This is a genomic window from Aulosira sp. FACHB-615 (genome assembly GCF_014698045.1).
GTDB lineage: Bacteria > Cyanobacteriota > Cyanobacteriia > Cyanobacteriales > Nostocaceae > Nostoc_B.
Genome location: NZ_JACJSE010000010.1, coordinates 73,017 through 98,039, shown reverse-complemented (window position 1 = coordinate 98,039; position 25,023 = coordinate 73,017). Strand labels below are relative to the sequence as shown.

The following is a 25,023-nucleotide window of genomic DNA, read 5'->3' as shown; positions in this document are numbered from 1 at the left end:
ACCGATTTCTAAACTTATGTTAATAAGTGTAACTAAATTGTTACGATAAGTCAACATAAATTGACAAAGAACAGCTAATATTAGTAATAAGAAAAAGTTATGTAGTCAATAAACAGAAGCGATCGCTAGTACAACAAGGCAAAAGTAAAAAGAAATAATACTTATCAAGTCAGCTTTTTACCTATTTTTAATGGTTTGCTGATTTACGCCGCAGTGTACTAGTGAGAGAATGGGAAGTTATTTATCTATATATTCCTCCACTACTTTGAGCGCATCAGGAGGAATTTCTGTTACCAAGAGAAAGGGAAATGCTGGCGTAGAAGCTGAAATCGCATAATTCGGTGTCAAAAACACACTATATTGTTGAGCCTCTGGGGTGAGTTGTGCAGCCATAGCCAGGACTATCACCTTCACAAATTTACGAACATCGGCGGCTTGTTCTCCGACAACTTCGCCGCCAGTAAAAGGTGTGTTGGGTTGACCGGCTTGGTCTAAAGTAGTGCTGGGGTCTTTAACGCTGAGATGAGTACCACCAAGTATACCAACCAGCCATTTAGGTGCAGGAATTTTGTGAAACCCGACAACTTGTTCAGTCAACGCCGGAGTACTTTTATCGGCGGAACTTGCCAAGATGAGAGTCGGGACTTGTACCTTAGTTAAACCAGAGTCGCCAAACATCAAAGAACTGGTAGGATTAAGAGCGATCGCTTGCTTAATTCGAGTATCCCGCAGTTGATAGCTGTTGTTTGGTAGTTCTTGAGCAACGCACTGTGCAGTTTCACCCAAACTAAATACAGCCAAATTTTGTTTGCAGCGTTGTTTGAGCTTATCTAGTTGTAATTCACCACCAGCCAAGGCCAAAGCTGTACCGCCACCAAAAGAATAACCAATAACCATCGCATTGTTAGTTGCGAGTTTACCTGCTAACGGGTCGTTAGGAGTTTGGTTAACTTTGGCGAGTTCATCCAAAACAAAACTAATATCTTTGGGACGTTCTAAAAATTCTTGCGGTTTGAGGAGTTTACCCTTACCTTGTAAACCAGCATCAACATTTGTTTGATTACTACCAGGATGTTCGACAGCCACAAATACATAACCGTGGGATGCTAAATGTTCTGCAAGATAACGTAAGTCAGTCCGCACAGAACCCAAACCGTGAGAATAAACTATGACTGGTTTATTTGCAGTTGCAGCATTTGACCAATAAATATCTACAGGAATATTACGCTGACGTTGTTGGTCAAGCCAATTAACTTTCAAGACTTGGACTTCCGCCGTTCCAGGTTGACTGGGGTCAAATGGTAAAGAAACTTGTAGCGATTTTTGATTAAGTTGGGGTGCGATCGCTAACATAAATTGTTGAGTCCGCCAAAACGCCGTATTAAAATTACCAGACAACTTGAAAATTGCAGGTAAATTAATTTCCAGACTTTGACTCGGATAAGCCGCAATAAAACTCAGTAACGACAACCCTTGAGGCGCAGTTGCACCGATAACCGCTCCCGCTCTCAGAGCTTGCACACCGGCTTTATCCTTACGTACAAGCGCAGTCGAGAAATCATTAAGAATTGTTGTCCCAATCTGAGTATTGAGTAATCGATTCACAGTCACAACATTCAACGGTAGCGGCATTTTCAGCGTCTCTAACAAAAAGCGCCGTTCTTGGGAAGATAACTTACGACCATACAATTCAAAACCATTCGGGAAATCTCCCACTTCTGCTGCTTTTTGTAACTCAGCCAAAGAAACAGACTCCGCCAACAAGCCATAACGCAACACAACTTTATCAGCTGCTTTTGCCGCATTAGTTATACTTAGCAAACTTGTGTAAGTAAAAGTACAAAAGCAACCCACCAATAAATTTAAAGCTTTCCTACTAATTCTCATAAAAATATTCGTCAATGAATCCTGACGGGAATATAACGGATATTTTGACATTTGACGACTCTTAAGATTAAGGCAAGAAAATACGGAGATATCATTGAGTGCAAGATACAGCAACTGAGTGAAAAAAGTCATGAGTCATGAGTCATGAGTAATAAGTCAGAAATTTACTTCAGGACTTACGTAAGTGTCACAATTGGCGGTTGGTGCGTGACGCTAGAAATCTTATAACTACGTTCAAATCTTCTCGTTGCGTCACACACCCTACAGAAAAAATATGCCAGTTGCGTAAGTCCTATACTTATTACTTATTACTCATTACTTAATACTCATGCTTTACCTCACTTACTTCAAAAGTGCTCTATATGTAAGTAGAAGGACTAAATTAAACCTAACTTGAAGTTGCCGGGTTTCGACTGCGCTCAACCCTCGTCTTCTCAAGGATCGAGCATTGAGCGTTCGCGTAGCGTCTCCCTTGGGGAGAAGTCGAAATGCGTCTTCTAAATAATTGTGTCCACCTACTTATACTCCACGAATATGCAAAGTATCTACGGAAAATGCTCATCTCTATTTTTTTGTTGCGGATGTTAATAGAGAGCAGAATTTATCCCGCAAACATACTTTACTTGAGCCTTGAGTCAGCAGCCCGAATGACAGCTAAAAACTTTAGATTTCATCTTGTATGCGTCGCCCAATTATCTATATATTAATTTTGCTAGTTGCAATCTTGTTTGTGACTTTGTTTTGGCCTGTACATAACTCGCAATGTAACTCAGAAGCTTTTTTAAAATCAAACAAACAAAAACTTCAGATAACAGCCTCTCAAGTTGTTGTGCAACCCTGGCGTGGCGAACATCATGTATATGGGATTTTCATGGTTCCCGATGAATACAAAAAAGCACCATTTTTTGTGTTATCAGTCCAAGGTATTGGTAACTATTGTTCTAAACCATTTGGTTACAGCCAAAACTATGATGATGTCTTTGCCCAACCAGGAACTCATTTAATTAGGTATTATCTGAGGACGCGCATTGCGTTACGGATGATTTTTCAAGGTTTATATTTCCAACTTAATGATAAACAAAACTGGGTGTTAATCTACCCACAAGTTAAGTAGAAAGTCAGGAGGCGGTGGTTCGGCTGCGCTCACCAACCGGAAGCAGGAGGCAGGATAAGCTAAACCACATCTAGTTTACATAACGGAAATGCTAATAACTCTTGTGGGGTGGGCATCTTGCCCGCCCTAATTATGCAGTTTAAATGTGTAACAGCTTATTAGCCTTAAGGCGCAATGGGAGTTGCTAAACTTTCATGTTTGGCTAACAAAGCAGAGGTAGTATTCACAACAATTTGCGCCGCACCTGCAAAAAACGATCGCTCTATTGTACTAGGCTGATCACTAGGTTGATGATAATGGGGACTACGCAGATTAGCTGTATCTGTTACTAAAACTGCCCCTACTCCTTGATACCAAAACGGTGCATGGTCACTCCGCAGAGTATCAGGTGTGAGTAATCCTTTCAATGGAATAGGTACTGTGAGAACGGCTGGAAAATTAGCTGGTTGTGGGTTTTGAAAAGCACTCAGCAAAGGTAAATGTTCCGTATCTCCTACCACTGCTAAAAAGTCTCCCTTATCGCTGGGTGGCGTTACAGGTAAACCCGGTGGATATTGTTGACAGCCAGGAGTGTAGCAAGCATAACCAACCATATCCATAACAATCACACCACTGAGATTTTTTAACCGTTTGGCTTGAGCGGCGAAAGCTTTACTACCCAAAAGTCCGGCTTCTTCTTTGTCAAAAAAAATTAACTGTAAAGTGCGTGGTGTCTGTTGGGAACCAAGTAATCTGGCAATTTCTAAGAGTACCGCCACCCCAGTACCGTTATCATCAGCACCAGGAGAAGCGGCGACTGTATCATAATGTGCGCCGACGAGGATTGTACCTGCTGTTTTGTCAGTCCCTAAACGTTCTGCAAAGATATTCACACCCTCAGTAAATTTCTCTAGCTGTGGTTTCCAGCCGGATTTTTTTAATTCACTTGTGATATATGTACGAGTACGCGATCGCTCTGCTGTTGTATGGCGTTGAAAATTTAACTTTTCAATGTGGGCAAGCAAATTCTCAAGGGAAACTTGTGGTGTATTGTCTTGTATTGGCGGCTTGGGTTGAGCTTCCTTGGCTGGTACTTGCTCAACAATTTCTGGTGCAGCAGCCTGGGGTAAAAAACTATTGAACGCAATACTTCTACTACCAACAATGACAACTACCACCAGCACCAACAGCACTAGCCAAATCCGTTTTTGCATACATTGAACCCTGCTTTCCAAACCTAGAGTAGCGCAAACACAAGTTTGACGACTTGTCTGTTGACAGAGGCGAAAATTTGACATATTGTTCCTTGTTTGGGCAGTGCTGAAGGCTGGATATGTTAGATTTGTCGCTCATCGCCATCCTGGGATTTCTCGGCAGTTTTGGGCATTGCTTCGGGATGTGTGGCCCTTTAACAGTGGCTTTTTCGTTGTCTGGTAAGCAAAATGGGCAGAAATCGACCTCAGAATTTTCCTCGACTTGGCAACAGCAATTAATATTTCACTTTTTACTGAATCTTGGCAGAATGTTGAGCTACGCCCTGGTGGGTGCAGGAATTGGGGCTGTCGGTTCGGTATTGTTTGAAGGTGGACAACTAGCGGGAATTGGCAGTGAATTTCGCCGTTGGATGGCGATGATTACGGGAATTATGCTGATTTGGTTTGGCTTAGGGCAAATTAAACCAAATTGGTTGCCCCATATTCCGGTATTACACCCTTTATTAAAAAGTAATTTACACGATCACCTGAGTGCAGGTATGGTCAAACTTTCCTCGCAAACCAAATGGTGGACACCCATATTTTTGGGAATGACTTGGGGTTTAATGCCTTGTGGTTTCTTATATGCGGCTCAAATCAAAGCCGCAGAAACCAGCAACCTCTGGATGGGTGCAGCCACAATGTTAGCCTTTGGTTTAGGAACTTTACCCACGATGTTGGGGGTTGGTGTTTCCACTTCGTTAGTTAGTAAAGATAGGCGCAGTCAATTATTTCGCTTAGGTGGTTGGGTAACACTGTCCATTGGTGTAATCACCTTATTGCGGACTGGCGACACAATGGTAGACTACACCGGACACGCCGCCCTATTTTGTCTGATGTTGGCTTTAATTGCTCGCCCAATTAGTAATTTATGGGCTGCACCTATGCGTTATCGGCGGGCTTTGGGTGTGGGTGCTTTTGTGCTGGCTTTAGTCCACACCACCCATAACATTGAACATTCTCTGCAATGGAATTTTGCCGCTTTTTGGTTTTTTCCCAGGGAATTTCGCTGGGGGATAGCTGCGGGTGCTGTAGCATTGATCTTAATGACTCCTGCTGCTTTAACGAGTTGGGAATCGTTGCAAAAATCTTGGGGTAAACTTTGGCGACAAATTCATCTTTTAACTGTGCCGGCTTTAATCTTGAGTACCTTTCATGCAGTGGTGATAGGTTCCCATTACCTGGGTTCTCTAAAATCAACTTGGGGTAATAAGTTGGCAACAGTGCTACTAGTTACAGCTACCCTTGGAGTATTGCTGTTGCGTTGGGTAAAAGCAGGTGAGCAGGTTAAGAAGTAAAAAGTAAAAAGTAAAAAGTAAAAAGTAAAAAGTAAAAAGTAAAAAGATAATCTCCATAAATAAATTTAGGGGATTTCATCAGGACATATTATTTTTCGCTGCTGTGCGCCTCGAAATAAATGTTTTTATTTTGTTCCATATATAAATTTAGAGGCTTACGAGCATTTTTATTTTTCTTTATTTTGCCTTTTAACTTTTGCCTTATTTGGTGAGCATGAATTATTTTCCAAGCATGAAAAAATTACAATCCGCATTATTGCTGTTTTGTGTAGCGATCGCAATTACTAATATTCACCCAGTCTTGGCCCATAAAGTCCAAGTAGCCGCAGATGTCGGCGCGACTCTCCATCTCGAACCCAATGATAATCCCCGTGCTGGCGAACCTACCCAAGCTTGGTTTGCTCTGGCACGGAAAGGTGGACAAACCATTCCCCTCGCTCAGTGTAATTGTCAGTTGGCAGTTTACGCCGAACCCCACACCCCCAGCGAACCAGCACTACTGGAACCATCCCTCAAACCTGTATCCGCCGAACGCTTCCAAGGTATTCCCGGAACCGAAATCACCTTCCCCAAACCCGGACTTTATCAATTACAACTCAGTGGTAAACCCGCAAAAGGCGCTAATTTCAAACCCTTTACCCTCAAGTTTGAAGTCACCGTCGCTGCTGGTACTCAAAGTAATACACAAGATTCTCAAAAAGTCAATATTAATAATGCCAACAGTGATGCTGTAGCTCAGGAAACTACAAAAACTTTACCACCCTGGGCGATCGCAATTCCCGGTTTTGTACTAGTCGGGATTTTCGTAGTTTTCTGGCAACAGACAAGAAGAAGTTAGTTGTAGTGAAGTGCTGAGTGCTGAGTGCTGAGTGCTGAGAAAAAAATTCTTCTCCTGCGGTCTGTATAATCAGTGTTTTACCAGATATGAGATGAGTGGTCTTGTAACTCAGCACTTTCAACTCAGCGAGAAGTTGCGTGCGGAGAGAACTTGCGTGCGCGGGTTCCCCGCGTTGAGCAAAGTTCGGAGGCTTTCCCCCGTTGAGCAAACTTCGGTGACTCAGCACTTTTTATTTGTGTCGTTTTTGATGCCATTGCCAAGCATGACTCACAATATCTTGGATATCTGGATATTGCGATCGCCAGCCGAGGATTTTTCTCGCTTTTTCACTACTACCAATTAAAACAGGTGGATCACCAGGACGGCGATCGCATTCTTGGACGGGAATTGAGAAGCCAGTCACCGACTCAGCCGCCGCAATCACTTCACGCACTGAAAAACCATTACCGTTACCCAAGTTAAATACTTCGCTATCGCCACCCTGTAATAAATATTCCAGCCCTAAAACATGGGCATCGGCTAAATCGTTCACATGAATATAATCACGAATACAAGTACCATCAGATGTGGGGTAATCTGTGCCGAAAATTGAGATAGATTCCCGCTTACCCAAAGCTGTTAATAATATCAAAGGAATTAAATGAGTTTCTGGGTTGTGGTCTTCACCTAGTAAACCATCAGGATTCGCACCAGCCGCATTAAAGTAGCGGAACCGGACTGATTTTAAATTATAAGCAACATCAAAATCAGCAAGAATCCGCTCTACCATCAGCTTAGTAGCCCCATAAGGATTGATGGGGTCTTGGGGATGGTCTTCGGGAATTGGGACGACTTCTGGGACTCCGTAGGTGGCGCAGGTAGAAGAAAATACGAACTTGTGAATGGATGCAGCCAGCATTGCTTCTAATAAAGTCAGCGTACCGACCACATTGTTACGGTAATATTTTGCGGGGTCAGTCACGGACTCGCCTACGTAAGCATAAGCAGAAAAGTGCATCACAGCCGCAAAATTACGGGTTTTAAATAATTCATCTAATAAAGGGCGATCGTTTGTATCACCCACTACCAGTTCTACCTGTAAAACTTGCTCTACCAACTCTCGATGACCGTAGACCAGGTTATCAAGTATTACCACGTCATAACCTGCTTGCTTGAGAGCCAGTACAGTATGAGAACCGATGTATCCTGCGCCCCCGGTGACTAAAATGCTGGGTTTTTGTGGCGACATAGTTTTTCCCCTCTGAGTTAAAAATTCCTCAATTAATTATGGGTGTAGGGATGTAAGGGTGTAAGGGTGACAGAAAAAATTTTTTCTCACCTGGAAAATTATAAATAATAGACGCAGTGTCAAAAAATTGCTCTAAAATCACTACGACGGTAGTCTTTAGGTGTGAGGCTGGTAATATTTGCAGTCAAGTAAAAGTGCGATTACAATTTGACGGTCAAATACACAATCTTGCTCCAAACCTAGGCTGATCGCACTAGAAAATTTGAGAGTTACTCTATGTTCATATTGTTGAGCCGCGTACTACTGTGGCTGCTTGTAGGCACTATCGTATATTCTTTGTTCCAGAGGTTCTATCCTCAAGGAACTTTCGCCGGAAGGGTGGTCTTGGTGATTATTTTGGTTGTCATAGCGTTGTCGTTCATTAATCCTAATGAACCAGCTGTGGCTTCTTTGTGGAGGGTGATCTCCTTTCCACTCAAACCCTTGGGTGCATCAGTGTTAATGATGATTTTTGCCGCCCAGAAAATTAAGGATGGTGGGATAGCAAAACCGGGGGGAACATTACTAGCTGCATCGCTGATTATTTTGCTGTTGTCCAGTACACCAGCGATCGCTTATTTTTTGGTGAGATCACCAATTGCGGCGACAGCTACTAATTCCACTTTAACAAATCAGGCACTGGTCAGAAATTATCTGCCGGCTGGGGCGACTGGTTCGGAAGTACTGGTTGCATTTACTCCTGGTGTGACAACTAGTGATGTAAGTGCGATCGCACTTAACGCGGCGGATATCAAAATCCCACCGTACTTGTTACAAAATCCCCAGCAAATTCGAGAACGGGGTTTGCGATTAGAGGACTTTGTACCCAGTGCGGAAACACTGCAACTTACTACCCAAGTTTGGGAAAGTTACCTTAACCAAGTTTACTTTTTCTTACGTGGTCGCCAGTCCTAGGGTTAAAAAAGTAAAATTAACAAGGCCGCAATGCTATCCCCTAGTGGCTGGCCTTATTTAAAAACCTGAATTCAGCATTGAGCCTAAGTGGCAATCAGAAATAGTATCTATCGCTACTCCCACGCCAAACTACTATCTTTGACTGCAATTTAGGATGAGAATTCAGCAGATAATTTTCTCTACTGAATTCTGATGACACACTCCTGAATTCTTTGTAGATAAAATATAAACCTACGATCCGTTTGTTTTAGGATGATGGAGTTGCAAAGTTGCTTTAATGGCAAAATCTCGACGACTAGCTAAACTCGGTGCTTACCTGCGTCCTCATTGGGTAGAGGCAACATTAGGTATTTTTGCTTTGTTGTCTGTCAATGGCTTGGGCGTTTATATTCCTTGGTTGATTCGCGGTTGTGTTGATATACTGTCAACCCAATTTAGTTGGAACCAACTCATACATTATGTAGTAATCATTGTTTTGTTGAGTTCAGCAATGTGGTTAATCCGCATGGCTTCTCGAATCTGGCTATTTGGCGTAGGACGACAGGTAGAATTTGACCTAAAACAACGGATTTTTGAACATTTACTCAAGTTAGAACCTGCTTATTTTGCTACCAATACCGCCGGAGATTTGATTAATCGTGCTACCAGCGATGTGGAAAATATTCGGCGTTTATTGGGTTTTGCCGTACTGAGTTTAGCCAATACTTTTTTTGCTTATGCTTTAACACTGCCAGTCATGTTGACGATTAGTGTCGATATGACACTATATTCCTTGGCAGTGTATCCTATGATGTTTTTGTTGGTACATTTGTTTAGCGATCGCCTCCGCAAACAACAAGCCGAAGTCCAAGAAAAACTCTCTGATATTAGTGAACTAATTCAAGAAGATATTAGCGGCATTGCCTTAATTAAAATCTACGCTCAAGAAGAAAACGAGCGCCAAGCCTTTGCCAAAAAAAATCAACAGCTATTAAGAGCGAACTTACAATTAGCCAAAAGCCGCAATGTGTTGTTTCCTTTAATTGGCGGTTTAGCTAATCTCAGTTCTTTAATTATTATTTGGTTAGGAACAACCCGAATTTCTGGCGGAACTTTAGCCGTTGGGGACTTTTTAGCACTGCTAATTTATGTAGAAAGGCTAGTATTTCCCACCGCTTTATTAGGTTTTACCATTACCACCTATCAACGAGGTGAAGTCAGTATTGATCGCTTAGAATCGATTCTCAGCGTCACTCCCAAAATTCAAGACACGGCTGATGTGGTAAATTTAACCGTGGCAGAAGTCAAGGGAGAAATTAGCGCCAAAAACTTCAGCTTTACTTACCCAGAAGCAACAACACCAGCTTTAGATCAGGTCAATTTTACGATTGTACCTGGAGAAACTGTAGCGATTGTTGGCGCAATTGGTTCGGGGAAATCAACTTTAGCCAATGCTTTACCCAGGTTGTTAGATATTGCTCCCGGACAGTTATTTTTAGATGGGATAGACATTACCAAAATTGCCTTATCTGATTTGCGGAGTGCGATCGCTTATGTTCCCCAAGACAGTTTTTTATTCAGCACCACCATCAAAAATAATATCCGCTACGCTGACCCAGGGCGCGAACAACAAGATGTCGAATCTGTGGCTGTCATGTCTCAGATTCATCCCGAAATTCTGAATTTCCCCCAACAATACGAAACTCTAGTTGGTGAACGCGGTATTACCTTATCTGGCGGACAAAGACAACGCACAGCTTTAGCGAGAGCTATGTTAGTTGATGCGCCAGTTTTAATTTTGGACGATGCTTTATCGAGCGTTGATAATCAAACAGCCACCAAAATTCTCAAAAATCTTTCTAGTGGAACTAGTCGCAAAACAGTAATTTTTATCACCCATCAACTATCAGCCGCCGCCGCCGCCGACCGAATTTTAGTCATGGATAAAGGTCAAATTGTCCAAGCCGGCAATCATGTAGACTTAGTGCAGCAAGAAGGCTTGTATAGAATTTTGTGGAGTCAACATCAAGTCGAGGAATTGTTGCGTTAATCCAAGTAATGAGGTCAAGATAAACGACAAGTTCAGTGACCGCCTGCGCGGGTTCAGAACAAGTTATTTTCTGTTAGTCAGCGTGGTGCGCTTGGAGTACTACGCTGACTTTGTTTATGATGTTAAGTCTTGAAATATTAAGATATTAATAGACTTATGTCCAATTTGCGTTTAAAATACACAAAGCCGAGAGGAATAGTGTGTATTTATGGAAAGCGCCCAAAAAGCTAGTCAAGAGTTGAGTTTAGCAGTAAATACCGCCCCAGAGCGATCGCCCCAGACTGTTCCTCAAGAATCCCACAAAAATATTTTCAAAAAGCTGAGAGGTGGATTCTTGCTGGTTTTGGGATATTTACTATCCCCTTTGTGTTGGTGGAATGATATTGTATTTAATCTACCCATTGCTTACTTTTTTGGGTACTTATGTAGTTTATTTTCCCCAAAATTGTTCATACCTTGTGCCATCGTGGGTTATTGGCTGTCTAATGTTGTAGGGATTCTCTTAATGCAATACGGTTCTAAAGATATCTTTCAAAAAGATTCACAAGAACGCAACCTCAAAAAAGAACTGTTATCAGGTTTAGTATCTTCCACAATTTACACTATTGTAATTATTTTACTGATTCAGTTGAAGATACTAGAAGCACCTGTCTTATTCGCTAAGAGTTAACACTCATCCTAAGTTGCTTGCAAAAATAGTATTTCTACTTCACATCAGAGACGTTGTATACAACGTCTCTACTTTATATTCCTGATTTACTACTTATAAGCTTTAAGTAATTCACTAAAATCCCAGATTTTCGGATTTTCTTTACCAATAACTAGTGGTAACTTGCCATTCCATTTTTCGATTGCTTGTTTTTGCAGTAATTCAGGAGTTAAACCATCACGTAGCAATCTATAAGTTTCCGCCTCACCTCTGGCTAAATTAACTTTTGCTTCTGCTTCTTTTACAGCTTTTAATGCTAAAAACTCTGCTTTTTTAGCTTCTTGTTCAGCAATTTGTTTTGCTTCTACCGCCTCACTAAATCGCTCCGAAAAATGAACATGAACTAAAGAAATATCATCAACTGCAAGATTATAGCTACGTAGGCGAGTAGTTAAAGCTGAGTCTAACCCTAACTTGACATCTCCACGTTTAGTAATAATTTCTTCCGCAGTATATTGAGCAATAATCGCTTTGAGGACTTCTTCAATTGCAGGATTGATAATCCGGGAAATGATATTTTCTCGGTTGCCAATTTGTTGAAAAATAGTATTAACTTCTTCTGGGATGATATGCCAATTCAAAGCCACATCAGTGAACACATCTTGTAAATCTTTAGAAGCAGCTTCAGTAGATATTTCCTGTTTCTGCACACGTACACTGATTTTTTCAACTGTATTCACTACTGGGATAATTAAATGTAGCCCTTCTCCTAATATTTGCTCTTGTACCTCGCCAAATTTCATTAATACGCCACGTTCACCCGCATTTACGATCACGCAAGGCGTGAGAAAAATAGTGATTAAAACTAAAAGCGCCGTCAATTTACCAGCACTATTAAAAGCTTTATTGTTTTTCATCTTTGTCTATAAATGTAACGCCTCTGTCAGTACATTGCTATGAGTTAGTTTTTCGCCATATAAACAACAAAGGAAGGCGTTTTGGAACAGACCTCTGCAACAGCGTTGTTTAACTAAACTGTTAAGACTTTACAAGTGTTACTATTATGGGATTTTCTAGTTCCAAATGTCTGATGGGAAAATTTTTCTTAAACTTCACACTCTACTTCACACTATTGCCCTATTATAGTTGTAGACGATAAGCTAATCCTATTGTCTTTATTTATACTTAAAATTCCATAAAAGCCCTTAAAAGGATCTAAACAGTGGTTAATTTCAATCCACTCACTGCACCACCACCCGCAGAAGTGCCATTAGATAATGCACCCCTTGTTCGTGTAATTGCACAAGTGCGCTTTCCGCCTATTCTCTCAATTGAGAAGAAAGATTTTGTGGGTTCATTTCAAGAAGCAATTCGAGAAAAATATCCTATTTTACAGCCGGAGCAAACTCAAGGTTTTGCTTTGAGTCCCCAAGGTGTTGTTCCAATTGCCCCGCAAGTTACATGGCGCTTTGTAGACGCTACAAATAGGTGGAATTGGCGAGTTTCATTAGCACCTAATTTTGTTGCACTGGAAACAAATTCTTATTTAAGCCGTAGTGATTTTCTAGAACGTCTAGAAAAAATACTTTTTGCGCTTAATGAAACCTTTAAACCTCCAATTATTGAAAGATTTGGGTTGCGATATATCGACAGAGTTGTCGGTCAAAATTTCCAAGACATATCATTACTAGTGAAGCCTGAGATAGCTGGAATGATGAATGCTGATTTTAGAGAGTACATTCATCAAAGCATTAATGAATCTTTATTTATTCTTCCAGATGGAAGCAAACAAATAGTTGCAAGATGGGGAACTATGCCTGGTGGTACAACTTTTGATCCAGAGTCAATAGAAGCTGTTGCTGAAGCTAGTTGGATTCTTGATATAGATATGTCTATTTCTAATAATCTACAATTTTCCGTTGAGGAGTTGATGAGTGAAGCGCAACATTTTTCTGAGAGGATCTATACCTTTTTTCGATGGGCAGTAACCAATGATTTCCTACGACGTTATGGAGGTAAATTATGATTCCTTTATTAAATAGACAAACTGAGCAGCAGCAATTACATACTTATCAAACCATTACCTCAAGAATATTTACAGTTTCCTCTAGTACAACTGCTTCTAGAGAAAACATTAGTCGAAATTTAGTAGCCGGTTCAGAGATCACAACGAGTGGAGTCATTTTACCTAGTTCTCCAGAAGCAACACAGAAAGCCGTTAATGAGCTAAAAAGACTCAGTGGATTGACATGGGATCAACTTGCCAAGCTTTTCAATGTTTCACGTAGAAGTCTTCATTCTTGGGCAAGTGGAGAGCGACTAAACAGCTTTAATGAATATACCTTAAATCAACTTTTAGGCATGATTCAGTACATTGATCGAGGAAGTGCAAGCCTCAATCGTAGTCTCTTGCTACAACCTGGTAGCAATGGTATACCTCTTATTGATCTATTGGTGGTAGGTAACTACGAAGAAGTTAAACAAATTCTTGGTTCTGGTAATGCTCCTCACAAACCAAAATTAGGTGCTTTATCTGAAGAAGAACGCAGACTACGAATGCCTTTACCTCCTGATGTTTTAGCCAATTCTCTTCCAGATATTAGCTATCACCAGACTGGAAGATCCAGACCTGCACAAGCAGCAAGGAGTCGAAGAAATAGCAGTGGTCAATGAACACGACGTTTTGATTCAACAAATAGACGCTGCTCTTAAAGAGTGGAGTCAGGGTGATTGTGTGGTGGGGGAACATTGGTTTGTCCACCGCTTTAACCCTCAACATCCTCTAACCTCGGACTCTGCTGATATTGCACAAGAAGGAACTGACCTTTCAGAATCAGAAGTCCAAGGATTTTCTGTAGTTTCTCAAACGTGTGATATCGTTCCACAGCGTTCGCGTACTTGTAAGGATCGTCCATTTGTTGAGGTAGTACCTCTTATAAAGATCAACCAGAAATTCTTGGACAAAATTAAGTTTCAGGGGAGTCAGGAGCAATTTCTAGATGAAGTGCGGAAATGTAGACGAACTCAATTCGCATACATCCCTGGAGTTGCAGAGTATTATCTTATTGCTGACCTTGACCGTGTAATGACAGTAGAAAAGGCTGTTATTTCCGAATGGAAACGTATTCCTGGATGCCGAAACGATGAAGAAATCAGAACATTGGGGCAGGTATTAGCTCGGAAACGAGTTCGATTTGCTTTTCCTGATGATTTTAATCAATTTGTAAGAAACCTACAACAGCGAATTCAAAGTAAGCACAGTAAAAATAGCGATGAAGGAGAAGCCCTTCGCGCCTTACGCGAAATTAGAGTGCGTGCAGAACCTTCTTGGAATGCACCAGAAGTTCAGTTGATGTTCTTCTTTATTCGTCATGAAGACCAGATTCAATCTCAAAAAATGGAATGGGACAAACTTCGCAGACAATGGTTAGACTTAGTTCCTGAATCTGGGCGTTTCAAGGCTGATGGGATAGTAACATCTCTCGAAGACATGACAGCGAAGGATTATGTTGAGAGCGATCTGCTTGATCTGGATCACTTATCCTCGTAAAGCAGATTTAAAATTTTACACTTGATCTGCTGAAAACTAATACCAATTCAAAATTCAAAATTGAGAAAGCTAGATATCATACCATTACACTTTAAAAATGATACAGATATACAAGCAGCGCCTCGACTTCGCTCGGCGAACAGAAGCAGAAGTACAGAGGAAGTGATTTGTATCAGTATTTTCGTGAATTGGTATCACAGGGATTTTAGACTATGTATCTGTCACATTATTTTTTAAAATTAGTATAAGCTAGTGCTTTTAGAGTCTTGCTAGTAACTCTCTGGAGATTCACTCAACATCAGGTATCATGCAATCTGTCTAGGCTATTAGTAAACTAGTAGAGTTGTTTGGTGACAGGGATGGAACGATGAGAGTTTGGATTGCTTGCTTTGTGCTATTGTTCGCTTTAGCAGAACTATTTGACTGGTTACAAGAATTTTCTTTACCATTGCCCATTTATATTTTAGGCGGGGCATTTTTAGCTGTTGCTTCTAATTATGACAAGATTATAGGTTATTACTCTCGTGATACATCAATTGCAGCATCACTCGAAACGCCACAACCACAATTAGATGTATCAACTCCACCCTTAGCCTCGATTTCTCATGCTGTTGAGGATGTGCAGAAACCGGAAAACCAAGCTTAATCGGTTTCGATGAGGACTGTCACCGCAGCGATCGCAATTAACATATCATCATTTTTATCATTCAGAGAGGGAATCGCCCGTCCTTGAACCACCATTCCCCCAGATTCGACATTTATCGTTTTGCGTCCAAACGGTAGTACTGCGAGAACCTCATCTGTTCTCACTTGTTCGGGATAAGGTACTGCTACTTGCACTTCTACAATCATCTCATTGGGATCATTCAAACCAGCAACTTCCCAGACTCCTGGTAAAGCATTGTGCGCGATCGCATTGCGGACTGCTCTTGCAGCTGCTACAGTTGGTTCCTGTCCATGCTGATCTACACCCATCCCCATCTCAATTACTAACCGTTTACGCGCCACAGTCACCTCCTGGATATCCTCGATATTTGTACTTCACTACTGTAATTAGATTTGATGCGTACTGCGTTTATTTAGTTAATCACCACCGCCACCGCCACCACAATCACCGCCACCATAATCACCGCCACCGCCATAGTAATAACTGCTACTGTCTCCAATGTAGCTACTACTAGTCCCAGTCCTAGAGACAATAATGAGGAAAAGAGGCATACCAAAGACTAGTAATCCCGACAAAATCCACAATAACCTCTCATAAAAAAATTGTGTACTTTGCCATCCAGAGGTTTCAATCTTAGTACCCGCACGATCAAATATCACCTGAATTTCTAAACCCTTCCCTGGCTCTAGAAATTGTTTAGTAACAGCCTCAATAGTTTTTGTATCGACTCGGCGAATATTTGCAACTACACCAAAGCTTTGGAATGTTTTAATTTTAGTAGTAAGTTCTTCAGGAAATTCCACCCTAACCTGCGCCTGTTGAATAGGGGCTTTACGGTCAGAGAATATCGCTTCCCAATCTACTTGAGCATAATTATGATTGACGCGCAATCCTCCAATAACACGATATTTCAACACGAAAGTAGAGCTTTCTGGTGGTTGCAATTGATGTTCCCAACGAATCCAAAATTGATTATTTACTGTACTTGTTGTACTGGGTAAAACTTGACCATTTTCGGATACAGAAACTTCAGTAATTCTGTCTACTTTATCTAAAGGAATGTACCGGGAGCGCAGATGGTTATACTCTCCAGTAAAATTATATTTTTGTGTTTCAGTGACTAACATATCACCGTTAGGCTGTACGGCAATATCGACATTGATAAATTCCCAATAGAAAGGTGCTGATTCGGCTTGGACATTATGAATAGTAAATGTGAAGCCAAGAACAAATGTGAAACAAAATAGCAGTAGCCTGGCTACTAATTTTTTGCTCATATATTTACAAATTGGTATATTTTGGAAAACGAAAAGAGACGTGAAGTATTTACAAAATACCTTCGCCATTTTACGAGGGTAAGTTGCTGTCTAAACTCTCTTTTCTCCGAATTCTTGGCAAAAACAATAAGTCCTCACAGTAAGTTCATTCCACTAAGGACAAAACAAAGTATCACGGGTTTCTCGTCCCGTGGTGGGATTAGTACCTTTAGCTACCTTGCATAATTTTTTTTGTTCATCTGGACGCAGCAGCACATCAGTAAAATCTGCTCCATCAATAATTGCACCATCAAATTTGGCGTTAGCCGCAAATGCACCTTCTAAAACTGCATTAGTCAAATCTGCTTTAATGAGCCGCGCTGAGTCTAAAGTAGCATTTGTTAGGTTAGACCCCTGTAAATTTGCTGACTCCAAATTAGCAGCAAAGAAACTCACACCAGTTAAGTTACTATTGCTAAAATTACTTTGCCGGAGATTAGCTTTGGTAAAGCTAGAATCTGTTAAATCACGTCCAGAAAAATCAGCTTCTACTAATATTTCTTTGTTATATTCGAGTGCTAAAGCTGTGGGCGGATAAGTAAAAGTGGCTGTAATGCTTAACACAGCCCACAGCAATACACTGAGTATACCTGCCCAAATGCGATCGCTTAACCTAAAATTCATGGTACTTTTCACCAATGGCGAATCATCCTCCATCCCATTATCTCGATATTGGTCAACAAGGTGAAGACTTAGTTACACAATGGTTACAGTCTACAGGTTGGTTGATTTTACATCGCCGCTTTTCTTGTCGTTGGGGAGAGATTGATATTATTGCTCAGTATCCAGGAAAAGAGGTAGGGGAGCAGAGGTGCAAGGGAGCAGAGGAAGAAAACTCTACACTTGCTTTTGTTGAGGTGAAAACTCGGAGTTCACGAAATTGGGATGCAGGGGGAAGAGAGGCTATCACCCCACAAAAACAGGCAAAACTCTGGCGTACCGCAGAAATGTTTTTAAATCAATATCCCGAAAACGCTGAATATCCCTGTCGTTTTGATGTGGCTATTGTGGGTTATCAGCAAATATCCAAATTAAAAACTCACATTACATCAGCCCAAGATGCGGTATTTAGTGCATCAATAGGGGATTATAAATTTTTTCTGGAAGAATATATTCCCGCAGCTTTTGACTTATAAATTCGCTGATTAAAGTGAGGGCGAATAATAATTGATCACAACTGAAATATGTTTGTTACCAATTACAGATTCTTTCTAGCCGCCCTCACTATCAGCAGTTTCACGCTAAGGTTTCTGGACAGTAACCTAATCCACGAACAAACTGTTGGCGGAATGCTTCAATTTCTTCTCTCTCTGGGCTACCATGAGAGACGATCGCTACTTGATAGCGGCGCATTACGTCTACTGGAGACTGACCAGCTTCCAAACTCCAAAGTGCCATTTGTACACGCATAGGTGGCTCGTAGCAAATTCCTAATTCATTTAGAAAAGCTCGAAAGTCTCCATCCTGTTGCGCGGAGATTTGACATTTAAGTTTGATCCTAACCACCCAGCCATCTATTTGATGAATAACTGTAACGAAAGAGACAGGCAACTGGGGCGTGGCGTGCAGATGTTGAACGACCCTCAATGTTAGACTGGCATTTGCCAGATAATACAAATATTCCATGTTGGTGCTTGGGATCAAAGCCAATCCTACACTTCTATCATCCTCAATAGAACACTTTCCCGGTAGGGTAGAAGCCCCCGTCTTTGAATGGGGAGTTTTACCCAATTTACAACCCATCATTAGGTAATACCTAATGATGTCCGTTGGAAAACTCTATGAATGAAATGGTGTTTTCCTTAGAAAATATCAAATAAACCCGTAAAAATTAGCATAACCTTCAATGGAGCCAGCAATAACAAAAGAAAATTTTAATAAAGTTACAGATACAGGAGTAGAAGACAGACAGTTAGATTGTTCCTTAACTGGCTATGACTACATACTACCGCCAGAACTAATTGCTCAAAATCCGGTAGTTCCCAGAGATAGTTCTCGCTTATTAGTAGTCAACTCTACCGCCACAGGTAACAATTTAGCCCCGCTACACCACATCTTCCGCGATTTACCAGAACTCCTGCGCCCTGGGGATTTGTTGGTGATGAATAATACAAAAGTTATCCCCGCCAGACTGTACGGGAATAAATCTACAGGGGCAGAAATTGAAGTATTGCTGTTAGAAGAGAGGCAAAATAATTGTTGGTTAGCTTTAGTCAAACCAGGAAAGCGGTTTAAATTAGGCTCACAGATTATTTTTTCTGGTAAAAATTCCGCCACGCCCCAGCTAACCGCTACAGTTTTAGAAAATGATGCGGCGACTGGCGGGCGGTTGTTGCAATTTGATGTACCACCAGGAAAATCTTTGGTAGAACTGTTAGATAACTTTGGTGAAATTCCTTTACCGCCTTATATCACCACCACAGCCGCAGCTGATGAACAATATCAGACAGTCTATGCCGAACAACCAGGTGCGATCGCTGCACCCACGGCTGGGTTACACTTTACTCCAGAATTACTAGCAAAATTGCGCGATCGCAATATCCATCAAGCATTTGTAACACTCCATGTTGGTGTCGGCACATTTCGCCCTGTGGAAGTGGAAGATGTCACCACCCACGAAATGCACGAAGAATGGATTGAAGTTCCTGCGGCTACAGTCGAACAAATCCGCGCCACGAAAGCTGCTGGGGGCAGAATTATTGCCGTTGGTACAACAGTAGTACGCTCTTTAGAAGGTGCAGCCCAGTCTGGAGAATTACAACCATTTTGTGGCAAAACCAACTTATTTATTTACCCTGGCTATCAATGGCGGGTAGTAGATGGGTTAATTACTAATTTTCACCTACCGCGTTCGAGTTTGCTGATGCTGGTGAGTGCTTTAATTGGCAGACCAAGATTATTGCAAATATACCAAGAAGCGATCGCCTCTCGATATCGTTTCTATTCCTTTGGTGATGCGATGCTAATTTTGCCAGCCAGTACCTAGCCCCGACGAATGGAATTCGCGGCTATAAAAACAAAGTCCGCCTACGCGGACTAACATTAAATTAAGGGTTTTTCCCTGTAGCCGCGACTTCAGTCGCTAGGAATAAATAAACCCTGAATTATTACAGCAACAGGACTTACGAAAAAATTGCCCACAAGCTTAATTTATCGTAGACGCGAAGCGGCTTCCCGCAGGGTAGAACGCCAAGAAATAGTAGAGTTTGCGTAAGTTCTAATCAAAATTGAAAAGAAGCCCTAGTGATAACATAGGGCTTCTTTTTAATCTATTCAATTGACTAACAAAAACCAACTGCTTAACCTACATTACTGAAAAATGTTTCCCAGAGGCTGCCTACAGTTACCAGAGCAATTATCAGGTTAGTGAAAAACCTGCCTAATTCAACGTTTTGACCTAATGTTTTGTCATCTTGACCTTTACTAAAAAATAGTGACCAAGCTTGGTTAACATTGATGGTTTCAAAGTTGTTGAAATCAGGGCGAAAAACCACAGATCCAATCATATCTTTTTTAGGAAAATCAAAATCAGTTCTCATAAATTGCCTCACTAAATTTCTATTTTTTGATTGAGTCAAATTCTAAAATAGTCAAACTTATCTACAGGTTTGTTAGCCAACCGATTAAGCTATGTCCGGTGATGATTTCTACAGCGATGATTGAGACAAAACCAATCATTGCCAAACGCCCATTGAGTTTCTCTGCATACTCGGTAAAACCAACTCGTGGGGTTTCTTCTACATAAACTTTTGGTTCAATTGCATAGTTGTTGAGTTGACCGAGTTCATTCATGGTGAAGCCTTTGCTGATCATCTCTTTTTTCCTTGGCTGGTTTATGTAAATAAATATAACAGAATGTAAACAATATTTGCAATATATTGACAAAAATAACTTGTAGTGCAAACCATACTAAACAAGGTTGTAAATACCGTACTCAAACAAAAATCAAGAGTTTGGGGAGGGTGAAGGGGTATAGGGACAAAATCAAGTCAAAAATTCTCTGACTTTTGAATTTTGACTTCCCCGTAGGAGTGTATGTATCCAAAACCCTTACACCCCTAAACCTTTTCACCCTGTCACCTGTCACCTGTCACCTATTACCTGTCTCCTGTTTTATTCATCTGGCACTTTTAATTTTTCCGGCTGTAGTGGGTACTCTGACATATAGAACTCACTACAATACAGGCTGCTAATTATGTATAAACACCATCAAATTCGTCAGTGGTATTGCGGCTTTCCTCAGATGGCGTTTCACCAAGTGATTAATTGGCGGAAGTCGCATTTAACCATCATCTCAGCGGCCTCGGCGTTTTTGGTGTTGGCTGCACCATCAGTAATGAATTTACCGGGAAGTCGGTTACTCGCAGAAAATGTCATCTCTCAAGATTTGGATGCAGCGATTTTTTACCAAAAAGGAGTGACGCTATATAACCGCAAAGATTTAGACGGTGCGGAATCTGCCTTTCGTCAAGCCTTGGAACGTGACCCAAATATTGGGATGGCGCGGAATTATTTAGGGAATATTCTGTTAAGGCAAAATCGCCTGGATGCGGCCGTGCAAGAATATGGCGAGGCGATTAGAATGAACCCCAACCAAAGTGAGATTTATTACAACTTAGGGTTAGCGTTACAACGCCAAGGACAGAAAGAAGCTGCCGTCACCGCTTACCGCCAAGCCGTAGTGATAGATCCCAAAATGGCAACAGCCCAGTATAACTTGGGTGTATTGCTACATGAACTAGGACAACCACAAGAAGCGATCGCAGCTTATCAACAAGCGGCTAATCTAGATAGTGGTAATGAGAATACCTTTTTTAACTTAGCGATCACGCTGCAAGAACAAGGAAAATTAGAAGATGCGATCGCAGCTTACCGTCAAGTTATCCAACTCAACCCCAAAAATACTGTCGCCTACAATAATATGGCTGGTTTGCTGGTAGTCCAAGGGCAGACGGCTGAGGCAATTAATGTTTATAAACAAGCCATTCGCCAAAACTCCAAAGATGCTGTCGCATACCACAACTTAGGCATCACTTTATATAATCAAGGCGAACTCAAAAAAGCAAATGCAGCCTTGAAAAATGCCCTGAATAACTACCGCACACAAGGTAATACCGAACAAACTGCCAAAGTTGAACAACTAATGCAGCAAATTACCCAGCAAATTGCCCAACAGAAGTTACAAGAACAACAACAGCGTCAAGCAGGTAAAAAACCCGCACCAACTGAAAATGTAGCGACACCAGAACAACCCACCCCCGCAACACCCGAAGGAACACCAGCCAAACCTGGAGATGTGCCGGTTTCTTTTGGACAAGAGAGTAAATAAAAGTTAACCTATCCAAAACGTGGGATTGATGATGGTAAGCCAACCCGCATGAATAACCTGGCGAATGCTTGAGAAAAGTGTTCCAAATAAGGAGATTTTAATCGCCACCGATAATCCATATTGGTGGCGTATTTCAAAATATATTCGTAAGGTAAACTGTATATCTCTCTAAAATTGACAACCAAGGCTTCCCTGTTATTGTCAGGGTTAGTTGGCGATGCAAGTATATGTAAGCCTTCAATTCTCCCTGCTAAAACCTCGTTCCATTTACCCTTTTTTGTAAATGCTGGGTTAGCTTCTTCAAATTCTGAGATTAGGTAAATGGCACATACCACTACCTGACTCACCTTTTTATTTTCCAAATCACAACTTTGAGTGACAACAATTAAATCTATTTCGTTAACTATTACCTCTACTTCTTGAGTTTCATCGGCTTTTTTTCCAAAAGTTGTGGGATCGAATAATGGTACTGGTACGAGACACCCAGGCAAGTAATCACCTTGCCTGAGTGTCGGTTCATTAACCTGCACCCAGAAAGGATCTATCGTCATTCTTCGTCTAAAACATAAGGCTGAGGTGGTTTACGCCCTTGGAACCGGACACGCATAACTACGCGCTCTGAGCGTTTTGGTGGAACTGGATTGTAATCTATTTCACCAACACTTTTAATATACTCTAGGTATTCTTTAATCTGAGCCAAAACTTGCAAGGCGTTTTCTGTGACCTCAGCTATCTTTTGCCCTTCTGGACTGTACAACTGAAAGGTAGCTCTTGGCTCAAGTATAATTAATCTGGTTTGGGTTGAAGTATCATCAGGACGTGTAGGGGTTATTGTCGCCATTAGTTAATCAACTCCCTTGTGTGTTCTGTAATGCAAGCTTCAAACGCTTTGTTCTTTTGTTCGTGCATTTGCTCCACAATTTCCCAAAGTTCTATTTCATTTTGAGGAATATCCCTTTCGAGAAACAGGTCTAAATCCAAGAGTATAGAAATAAAATTAGGTGTTGGAGGCGGAACTAATGCCTGATTGAGAACAAGCATTGTTGCTAGTTTCTCTTGAGGAATTTGTAGCTGCATAAAGTAGCCACTTAGTCCTTGTGGCAAGTCAGAGGACACTTCAGGAAATGTCCTTAAATAATTGTTTAAATCACTAACAGGTAAGGGAATATCTAGCCTGTTAATGTACCTTACCGCTAACCGAGTAATAGCTGCTGGATTTGTCAAAGACTGATAGATACTCCATAGTCTCTTTGCCTCATCTCGAAAAGTTTCCCAGCAGTCGTAGGGAGCAAGCCGACTGAACGTAAAGCCGTCCAAACGTACTTGAAGAATTTGCTTTTGCTCTTTGCTAAAGGCTCTATAACCGATTTGAGATTGACTGGCGGTGGCTTCAACACTAGCACCAGCAATCATTTGCCCCTGAAATACAAGCATTTCTTCAAAATTGGGGTACTCAGATTGAATGCTTGAGTACACCTGCGCCAAGACCTCAAGTTTAACTTCTTGTGGCAGTTGAACTTGTATGTCAATCAATGCTTCGGTAATTGGGGCGCGTGAGTAATGTTTTTGTGCTTGCATATCAATTATCTTGACATAATCCCCGCCCTAAAAGTGTGGAGATTCTTGGTTCAAACAATAGTTGTGGCTATTTTTTTACAATAACTTCAGCTGATTGAAAGCAGATTTCGCCTGTTTATTTATCTATCGTGGGCTTTCTGACTAAATGGCATTTCCTCATTAATGGCGGTAATTTCCTGCTGTTCTAGTTGATTCACTTCTTTAATATATGGAAGTAGAATTTGCGCCAGACGCTGATTGTAAAAGCGATGTAGGCTGTAATTGGGTGTAGCCGGAAATCCACGGCGTTTTTTGTGTCTACCACCTGCACCGGGATCGAATAATTGGATATTATTAGCGATCGCCCACTCAATTGGAGTGTAATAGCAAGCATCAAAATGCAGGCAATCAATTTCTTGAAAACTCCCCCAATAACGCCCATACAATCTATCGTCTTTATAAAGGCAAAAAGACATTCCCACTGGGTGACGATTGTCATGTTCGCTATAGGCGGCAAAAAACACCACCCGATGGCGATAATCGGCGTGTAGCTGTTCAAAAAATTGCTTTGTTAAATACTTACTGCCCCACCAGCCAAACTTATCACAAGTATCGGCGTAAAACTGGTACATCAAGGGAAACAAAGATTTCGGAATGTCATCACCAGTAATTGGCTGTAGTCTTAAACCCGCCTTTTCCACGGCTTTCCGTTCCCGCTTGATATTCCGGCGCTGATTGGCGTTGAAAACTCCTAAGTAATCATCAAAATTATTAAATCCAGTATTTTCCCAAATATAACTGTGGTGCAACCAAGAACTAAACCCGTTGCGTTCCAAAACTGGCCGCCATTCAGGATCAACATAAAGAAAGTGACACCCAGAAATGCGGTATTTATTGCAGAAACTGTCAATTTCATGCACCATCATTGCAGTGATTTCGTCTTCATCTTCTCCTGGCGCAATTAAGAAGCGATAACCTTCAGCCGGGGTAAAGGGAGCCATACCCAAGAGTTTAGGATAATACTGCACACCGATGCGATCGCTTAATTCTGCCCATTGATGATCAAAAACAAATTCACCGTAGCTATGACCTTTTAAATATAAAGGCGCAGCTGCAATCAAGGTTTTGTCTCGCCACAAAGTTAAGTGATTTGGCAACCAACCAGTTTTGTCTGTAGCACTATGGGAAGTTTCCAAATTTTTTAACCATTGCCACTCCAAAAACGGAGTTTTCAAGGGTATTGCTAAAGCATCCCAGGCATTTTGCGGGACTTCGGCAATTTTATTAATCCAGGCAACAGAATAGCGCGGCTTAAGTTGTTCCACCATCTTTTTCAAGGATGAAGTATGAAGTGTGAAGTGTGAAATTGATTTGT

27 protein-coding genes are annotated in these 25,023 nt (G+C 41.3%); 13 read left to right on the top strand and 14 right to left on the bottom strand.

The genetic code is table 11. From position 1 onward, the window contains the following. Positions 1-237: 237 nt before the first annotated feature. Entirely contained in the window at positions 238-1,887 is a 1,650-nt protein-coding gene (locus tag H6G77_RS17870) for an alpha/beta hydrolase (protein WP_190872272.1), read from the bottom strand. 679 nt (positions 1,888-2,566) lie between these two features. Between H6G77_RS17870 and H6G77_RS17865 the strand changes: the two genes are divergently transcribed. Next, the gene (locus H6G77_RS17865; protein ID WP_190872271.1) at positions 2,567-3,001 is read left to right on the top strand and encodes a hypothetical protein; all 435 of its coding nucleotides are present in this window, start codon (positions 2,567-2,569) and stop codon (positions 2,999-3,001) included. Between the two features lie 164 nt (positions 3,002-3,165). On the opposite strand, the gene H6G77_RS17860 is transcribed toward H6G77_RS17865, so the two are convergent. Then, positions 3,166-4,194 (bottom strand): M20/M25/M40 family metallo-hydrolase, encoded by a 1,029-nt coding sequence (locus H6G77_RS17860; RefSeq protein ID WP_190872270.1) that lies wholly within the window; start codon positions 4,192-4,194, stop codon positions 3,166-3,168. Positions 4,195-4,313: 119 nt separating this feature from the next. Here H6G77_RS17860 and H6G77_RS17855 point away from each other — a divergent pair, with 119 nt between their 5' ends. Then, positions 4,314-5,531 (top strand): sulfite exporter TauE/SafE family protein, encoded by a 1,218-nt coding sequence (locus H6G77_RS17855; RefSeq protein ID WP_190669683.1) that lies wholly within the window; start codon positions 4,314-4,316, stop codon positions 5,529-5,531. Positions 5,532-5,763: 232 nt separating this feature from the next. Then, on the top strand, positions 5,764-6,369 hold the full coding sequence (locus H6G77_RS17850; RefSeq protein ID WP_190588411.1) for a hypothetical protein: 606 nt from the start codon (positions 5,764-5,766) through the stop codon (positions 6,367-6,369). Positions 6,370-6,598: 229 nt separating this feature from the next. Here H6G77_RS17850 and galE read toward each other — a convergent pair whose 3' ends face one another. Next, complete coding sequence (gene galE, locus H6G77_RS17845) at positions 6,599-7,597, bottom strand: UDP-glucose 4-epimerase GalE (RefSeq protein WP_190872269.1); 999 nt, start codon at positions 7,595-7,597, stop codon at positions 6,599-6,601. 276 nt (positions 7,598-7,873) lie between these two features. Between galE and H6G77_RS17840 the strand changes: the two genes are divergently transcribed. From H6G77_RS17840 to H6G77_RS17830, 3 genes are all read left to right on the top strand, one after another. Then, entirely contained in the window at positions 7,874-8,551 is a 678-nt protein-coding gene (locus tag H6G77_RS17840) for a hypothetical protein (protein ID WP_190588414.1), read from the top strand. 277 nt (positions 8,552-8,828) lie between these two features. Then, positions 8,829-10,580 carry an ABC transporter ATP-binding protein gene (locus H6G77_RS17835; protein WP_190872268.1) on the top strand — a complete coding sequence of 584 codons (1,752 nt, stop codon included), beginning with the start codon at positions 8,829-8,831 and terminating at the stop codon, positions 10,578-10,580. Between the two features lie 208 nt (positions 10,581-10,788). Then, complete coding sequence (locus H6G77_RS17830) at positions 10,789-11,250, top strand: hypothetical protein (RefSeq protein ID WP_190588416.1); 462 nt, start codon at positions 10,789-10,791, stop codon at positions 11,248-11,250. A gap of 89 nt (positions 11,251-11,339) precedes the next feature. Here H6G77_RS17830 and H6G77_RS17825 read toward each other — a convergent pair whose 3' ends face one another. Beyond that, a complete protein-coding gene (locus H6G77_RS17825; protein WP_190872267.1) occupies positions 11,340-12,146 on the bottom strand; it encodes a prohibitin family protein in 807 nt (268 codons plus the stop codon). Positions 12,147-12,451: 305 nt separating this feature from the next. On the opposite strand from H6G77_RS17825, the gene H6G77_RS17820 reads away from it, so the two are divergent. The 4 genes from H6G77_RS17820 (at position 12,452) to H6G77_RS17805 (ending at position 15,425) form a co-directional block, all read left to right on the top strand. Next, positions 12,452-13,255 carry a TIGR04255 family protein gene (locus H6G77_RS17820; RefSeq protein ID WP_190669690.1) on the top strand — a complete coding sequence of 268 codons (804 nt, stop codon included), beginning with the start codon at positions 12,452-12,454 and terminating at the stop codon, positions 13,253-13,255. Beyond that, positions 13,252-13,902 carry an XRE family transcriptional regulator gene (locus H6G77_RS17815; protein ID WP_190669692.1) on the top strand — a complete coding sequence of 217 codons (651 nt, stop codon included), beginning with the start codon at positions 13,252-13,254 and terminating at the stop codon, positions 13,900-13,902. The genes H6G77_RS17820 and H6G77_RS17815 overlap by 4 nt, the downstream gene beginning before the upstream one ends. Then, a complete protein-coding gene (locus H6G77_RS17810) occupies positions 13,892-14,779 on the top strand; it encodes a hypothetical protein (protein WP_190872266.1) in 888 nt (295 codons plus the stop codon). Before H6G77_RS17815 ends, H6G77_RS17810 begins: the two co-directional genes overlap by 11 nt. A gap of 367 nt (positions 14,780-15,146) precedes the next feature. Continuing rightward, the gene (locus tag H6G77_RS17805; RefSeq protein ID WP_190588418.1) at positions 15,147-15,425 is read left to right on the top strand and encodes a hypothetical protein; all 279 of its coding nucleotides are present in this window, start codon (positions 15,147-15,149) and stop codon (positions 15,423-15,425) included. On the opposite strand, the gene H6G77_RS17800 is transcribed toward H6G77_RS17805, so the two are convergent. From H6G77_RS17800 to H6G77_RS17790, 3 genes are all read right to left on the bottom strand, one after another. Then, complete coding sequence (locus H6G77_RS17800; RefSeq protein ID WP_062296530.1) at positions 15,422-15,787, bottom strand: Lin0512 family protein; 366 nt, start codon at positions 15,785-15,787, stop codon at positions 15,422-15,424. The genes H6G77_RS17805 and H6G77_RS17800 overlap by 4 nt on opposite strands. A 75-nt stretch (positions 15,788-15,862) precedes the next feature. Continuing rightward, positions 15,863-16,723 (bottom strand): DUF2207 domain-containing protein, encoded by an 861-nt coding sequence (locus H6G77_RS17795; RefSeq protein WP_190872265.1) that lies wholly within the window; start codon positions 16,721-16,723, stop codon positions 15,863-15,865. 153 nt (positions 16,724-16,876) lie between these two features. Then, entirely contained in the window at positions 16,877-17,386 is a 510-nt protein-coding gene (locus tag H6G77_RS17790) for a pentapeptide repeat-containing protein (RefSeq protein WP_190588420.1), read from the bottom strand. A gap of 14 nt (positions 17,387-17,400) precedes the next feature. On the opposite strand from H6G77_RS17790, the gene H6G77_RS17785 reads away from it, so the two are divergent. Next, on the top strand, positions 17,401-17,898 hold the full coding sequence (locus H6G77_RS17785; protein WP_190669698.1) for a YraN family protein: 498 nt from the start codon (positions 17,401-17,403) through the stop codon (positions 17,896-17,898). Between the two features lie 100 nt (positions 17,899-17,998). On the opposite strand, the gene H6G77_RS17780 is transcribed toward H6G77_RS17785, so the two are convergent. Continuing rightward, complete coding sequence (locus tag H6G77_RS17780; RefSeq protein WP_190588590.1) at positions 17,999-18,388, bottom strand: hypothetical protein; 390 nt, start codon at positions 18,386-18,388, stop codon at positions 17,999-18,001. Positions 18,389-18,608: 220 nt separating this feature from the next. Here H6G77_RS17780 and queA point away from each other — a divergent pair, with 220 nt between their 5' ends. Beyond that, positions 18,609-19,748 carry a tRNA preQ1(34) S-adenosylmethionine ribosyltransferase-isomerase QueA gene (gene queA / locus H6G77_RS17775; protein WP_190872264.1) on the top strand — a complete coding sequence of 380 codons (1,140 nt, stop codon included), beginning with the start codon at positions 18,609-18,611 and terminating at the stop codon, positions 19,746-19,748. 313 nt (positions 19,749-20,061) lie between these two features. On the opposite strand, the gene H6G77_RS17770 is transcribed toward queA, so the two are convergent. Both H6G77_RS17770 and H6G77_RS17765 read right to left on the bottom strand, forming a co-directional pair. After that, entirely contained in the window at positions 20,062-20,301 is a 240-nt protein-coding gene (locus H6G77_RS17770; RefSeq protein ID WP_190872263.1) for a hypothetical protein, read from the bottom strand. A gap of 61 nt (positions 20,302-20,362) precedes the next feature. Further along, on the bottom strand, positions 20,363-20,575 hold the full coding sequence (locus H6G77_RS17765) for a chlorophyll a/b-binding protein (protein WP_190669706.1): 213 nt from the start codon (positions 20,573-20,575) through the stop codon (positions 20,363-20,365). 382 nt (positions 20,576-20,957) lie between these two features. Here H6G77_RS17765 and H6G77_RS17760 point away from each other — a divergent pair, with 382 nt between their 5' ends. Next, positions 20,958-22,091, top strand: coding sequence for a tetratricopeptide repeat protein (locus tag H6G77_RS17760; RefSeq protein WP_190588427.1), 1,134 nt, complete (start codon positions 20,958-20,960; stop codon positions 22,089-22,091). 8 nt (positions 22,092-22,099) lie between these two features. Here the strand turns inward: H6G77_RS17760 and H6G77_RS17755 are convergent, their stop codons facing one another. The 4 genes from H6G77_RS17755 to H6G77_RS17740 all read right to left on the bottom strand — a co-directional run bounded on the left by H6G77_RS17755 (position 22,100) and on the right by H6G77_RS17740 (position 24,976). Continuing rightward, positions 22,100-22,642 carry a hypothetical protein gene (locus H6G77_RS17755; protein WP_190669710.1) on the bottom strand — a complete coding sequence of 181 codons (543 nt, stop codon included), beginning with the start codon at positions 22,640-22,642 and terminating at the stop codon, positions 22,100-22,102. Beyond that, positions 22,639-22,932, bottom strand: a complete 294-nt coding sequence (locus H6G77_RS17750) for a hypothetical protein (RefSeq protein ID WP_190669712.1) — start codon at positions 22,930-22,932, stop codon at positions 22,639-22,641. Before H6G77_RS17750 ends, H6G77_RS17755 begins: the two co-directional genes overlap by 4 nt. Further along, positions 22,932-23,669, bottom strand: coding sequence for a TIGR04255 family protein (locus H6G77_RS17745; RefSeq protein ID WP_190588430.1), 738 nt, complete (start codon positions 23,667-23,669; stop codon positions 22,932-22,934). The genes H6G77_RS17750 and H6G77_RS17745 overlap by 1 nt, the downstream gene beginning before the upstream one ends. Before the next feature lie 119 nt (positions 23,670-23,788). Then, entirely contained in the window at positions 23,789-24,976 is a 1,188-nt protein-coding gene (locus H6G77_RS17740) for a GNAT family N-acetyltransferase (protein ID WP_190872262.1), read from the bottom strand. Between the last annotated feature and the right edge of the window lie 47 nt (positions 24,977-25,023).

Bases quoted from the DNA above. Each gene is read 5' to 3' on its own strand.
- H6G77_RS17870 (WP_190872272.1), bottom strand. From the start codon at position 1,887: ATGAGAATTAGTAGGAAAGCTTTAAATTTATTGGTGGGTTGCTTTTGT.
- H6G77_RS17865 (WP_190872271.1), top strand. From the start codon at position 2,567: ATGCGTCGCCCAATTATCTATATATTAATTTTGCTAGTTGCAATCTTG.
- H6G77_RS17860 (WP_190872270.1), bottom strand. From the start codon at position 4,194: ATGCAAAAACGGATTTGGCTAGTGCTGTTGGTGCTGGTGGTAGTTGTC.
- H6G77_RS17855 (WP_190669683.1), top strand. From the start codon at position 4,314: ATGTTAGATTTGTCGCTCATCGCCATCCTGGGATTTCTCGGCAGTTTT.
- H6G77_RS17850 (WP_190588411.1), top strand. From the start codon at position 5,764: ATGAAAAAATTACAATCCGCATTATTGCTGTTTTGTGTAGCGATCGCA.
- galE (WP_190872269.1), bottom strand. From the start codon at position 7,597: ATGTCGCCACAAAAACCCAGCATTTTAGTCACCGGGGGCGCAGGATAC.
- H6G77_RS17840 (WP_190588414.1), top strand. From the start codon at position 7,874: ATGTTCATATTGTTGAGCCGCGTACTACTGTGGCTGCTTGTAGGCACT.
- H6G77_RS17835 (WP_190872268.1), top strand. From the start codon at position 8,829: ATGGCAAAATCTCGACGACTAGCTAAACTCGGTGCTTACCTGCGTCCT.
- H6G77_RS17830 (WP_190588416.1), top strand. From the start codon at position 10,789: ATGGAAAGCGCCCAAAAAGCTAGTCAAGAGTTGAGTTTAGCAGTAAAT.
- H6G77_RS17825 (WP_190872267.1), bottom strand. From the start codon at position 12,146: ATGAAAAACAATAAAGCTTTTAATAGTGCTGGTAAATTGACGGCGCTT.
- H6G77_RS17815 (WP_190669692.1), top strand. From the start codon at position 13,252: ATGATTCCTTTATTAAATAGACAAACTGAGCAGCAGCAATTACATACT.
- H6G77_RS17805 (WP_190588418.1), top strand. From the start codon at position 15,147: ATGAGAGTTTGGATTGCTTGCTTTGTGCTATTGTTCGCTTTAGCAGAA.
- H6G77_RS17795 (WP_190872265.1), bottom strand. From the start codon at position 16,723: ATGAGCAAAAAATTAGTAGCCAGGCTACTGCTATTTTGTTTCACATTT.
- H6G77_RS17790 (WP_190588420.1), bottom strand. From the start codon at position 17,386: ATGAATTTTAGGTTAAGCGATCGCATTTGGGCAGGTATACTCAGTGTA.
- H6G77_RS17785 (WP_190669698.1), top strand. From the start codon at position 17,401: ATGGCGAATCATCCTCCATCCCATTATCTCGATATTGGTCAACAAGGT.
- H6G77_RS17780 (WP_190588590.1), bottom strand. From the start codon at position 18,388: ATGGAATATTTGTATTATCTGGCAAATGCCAGTCTAACATTGAGGGTC.
- queA (WP_190872264.1), top strand. From the start codon at position 18,609: ATGGAGCCAGCAATAACAAAAGAAAATTTTAATAAAGTTACAGATACA.
- H6G77_RS17770 (WP_190872263.1), bottom strand. From the start codon at position 20,301: ATGAGAACTGATTTTGATTTTCCTAAAAAAGATATGATTGGATCTGTG.
- H6G77_RS17765 (WP_190669706.1), bottom strand. From the start codon at position 20,575: ATGATCAGCAAAGGCTTCACCATGAATGAACTCGGTCAACTCAACAAC.
- H6G77_RS17760 (WP_190588427.1), top strand. From the start codon at position 20,958: ATGTATAAACACCATCAAATTCGTCAGTGGTATTGCGGCTTTCCTCAG.
- H6G77_RS17755 (WP_190669710.1), bottom strand. From the start codon at position 22,642: ATGACGATAGATCCTTTCTGGGTGCAGGTTAATGAACCGACACTCAGG.
- H6G77_RS17750 (WP_190669712.1), bottom strand. From the start codon at position 22,932: ATGGCGACAATAACCCCTACACGTCCTGATGATACTTCAACCCAAACC.
- H6G77_RS17745 (WP_190588430.1), bottom strand. From the start codon at position 23,669: ATGCAAGCACAAAAACATTACTCACGCGCCCCAATTACCGAAGCATTG.
- H6G77_RS17740 (WP_190872262.1), bottom strand. From the start codon at position 24,976: ATGGTGGAACAACTTAAGCCGCGCTATTCTGTTGCCTGGATTAATAAA.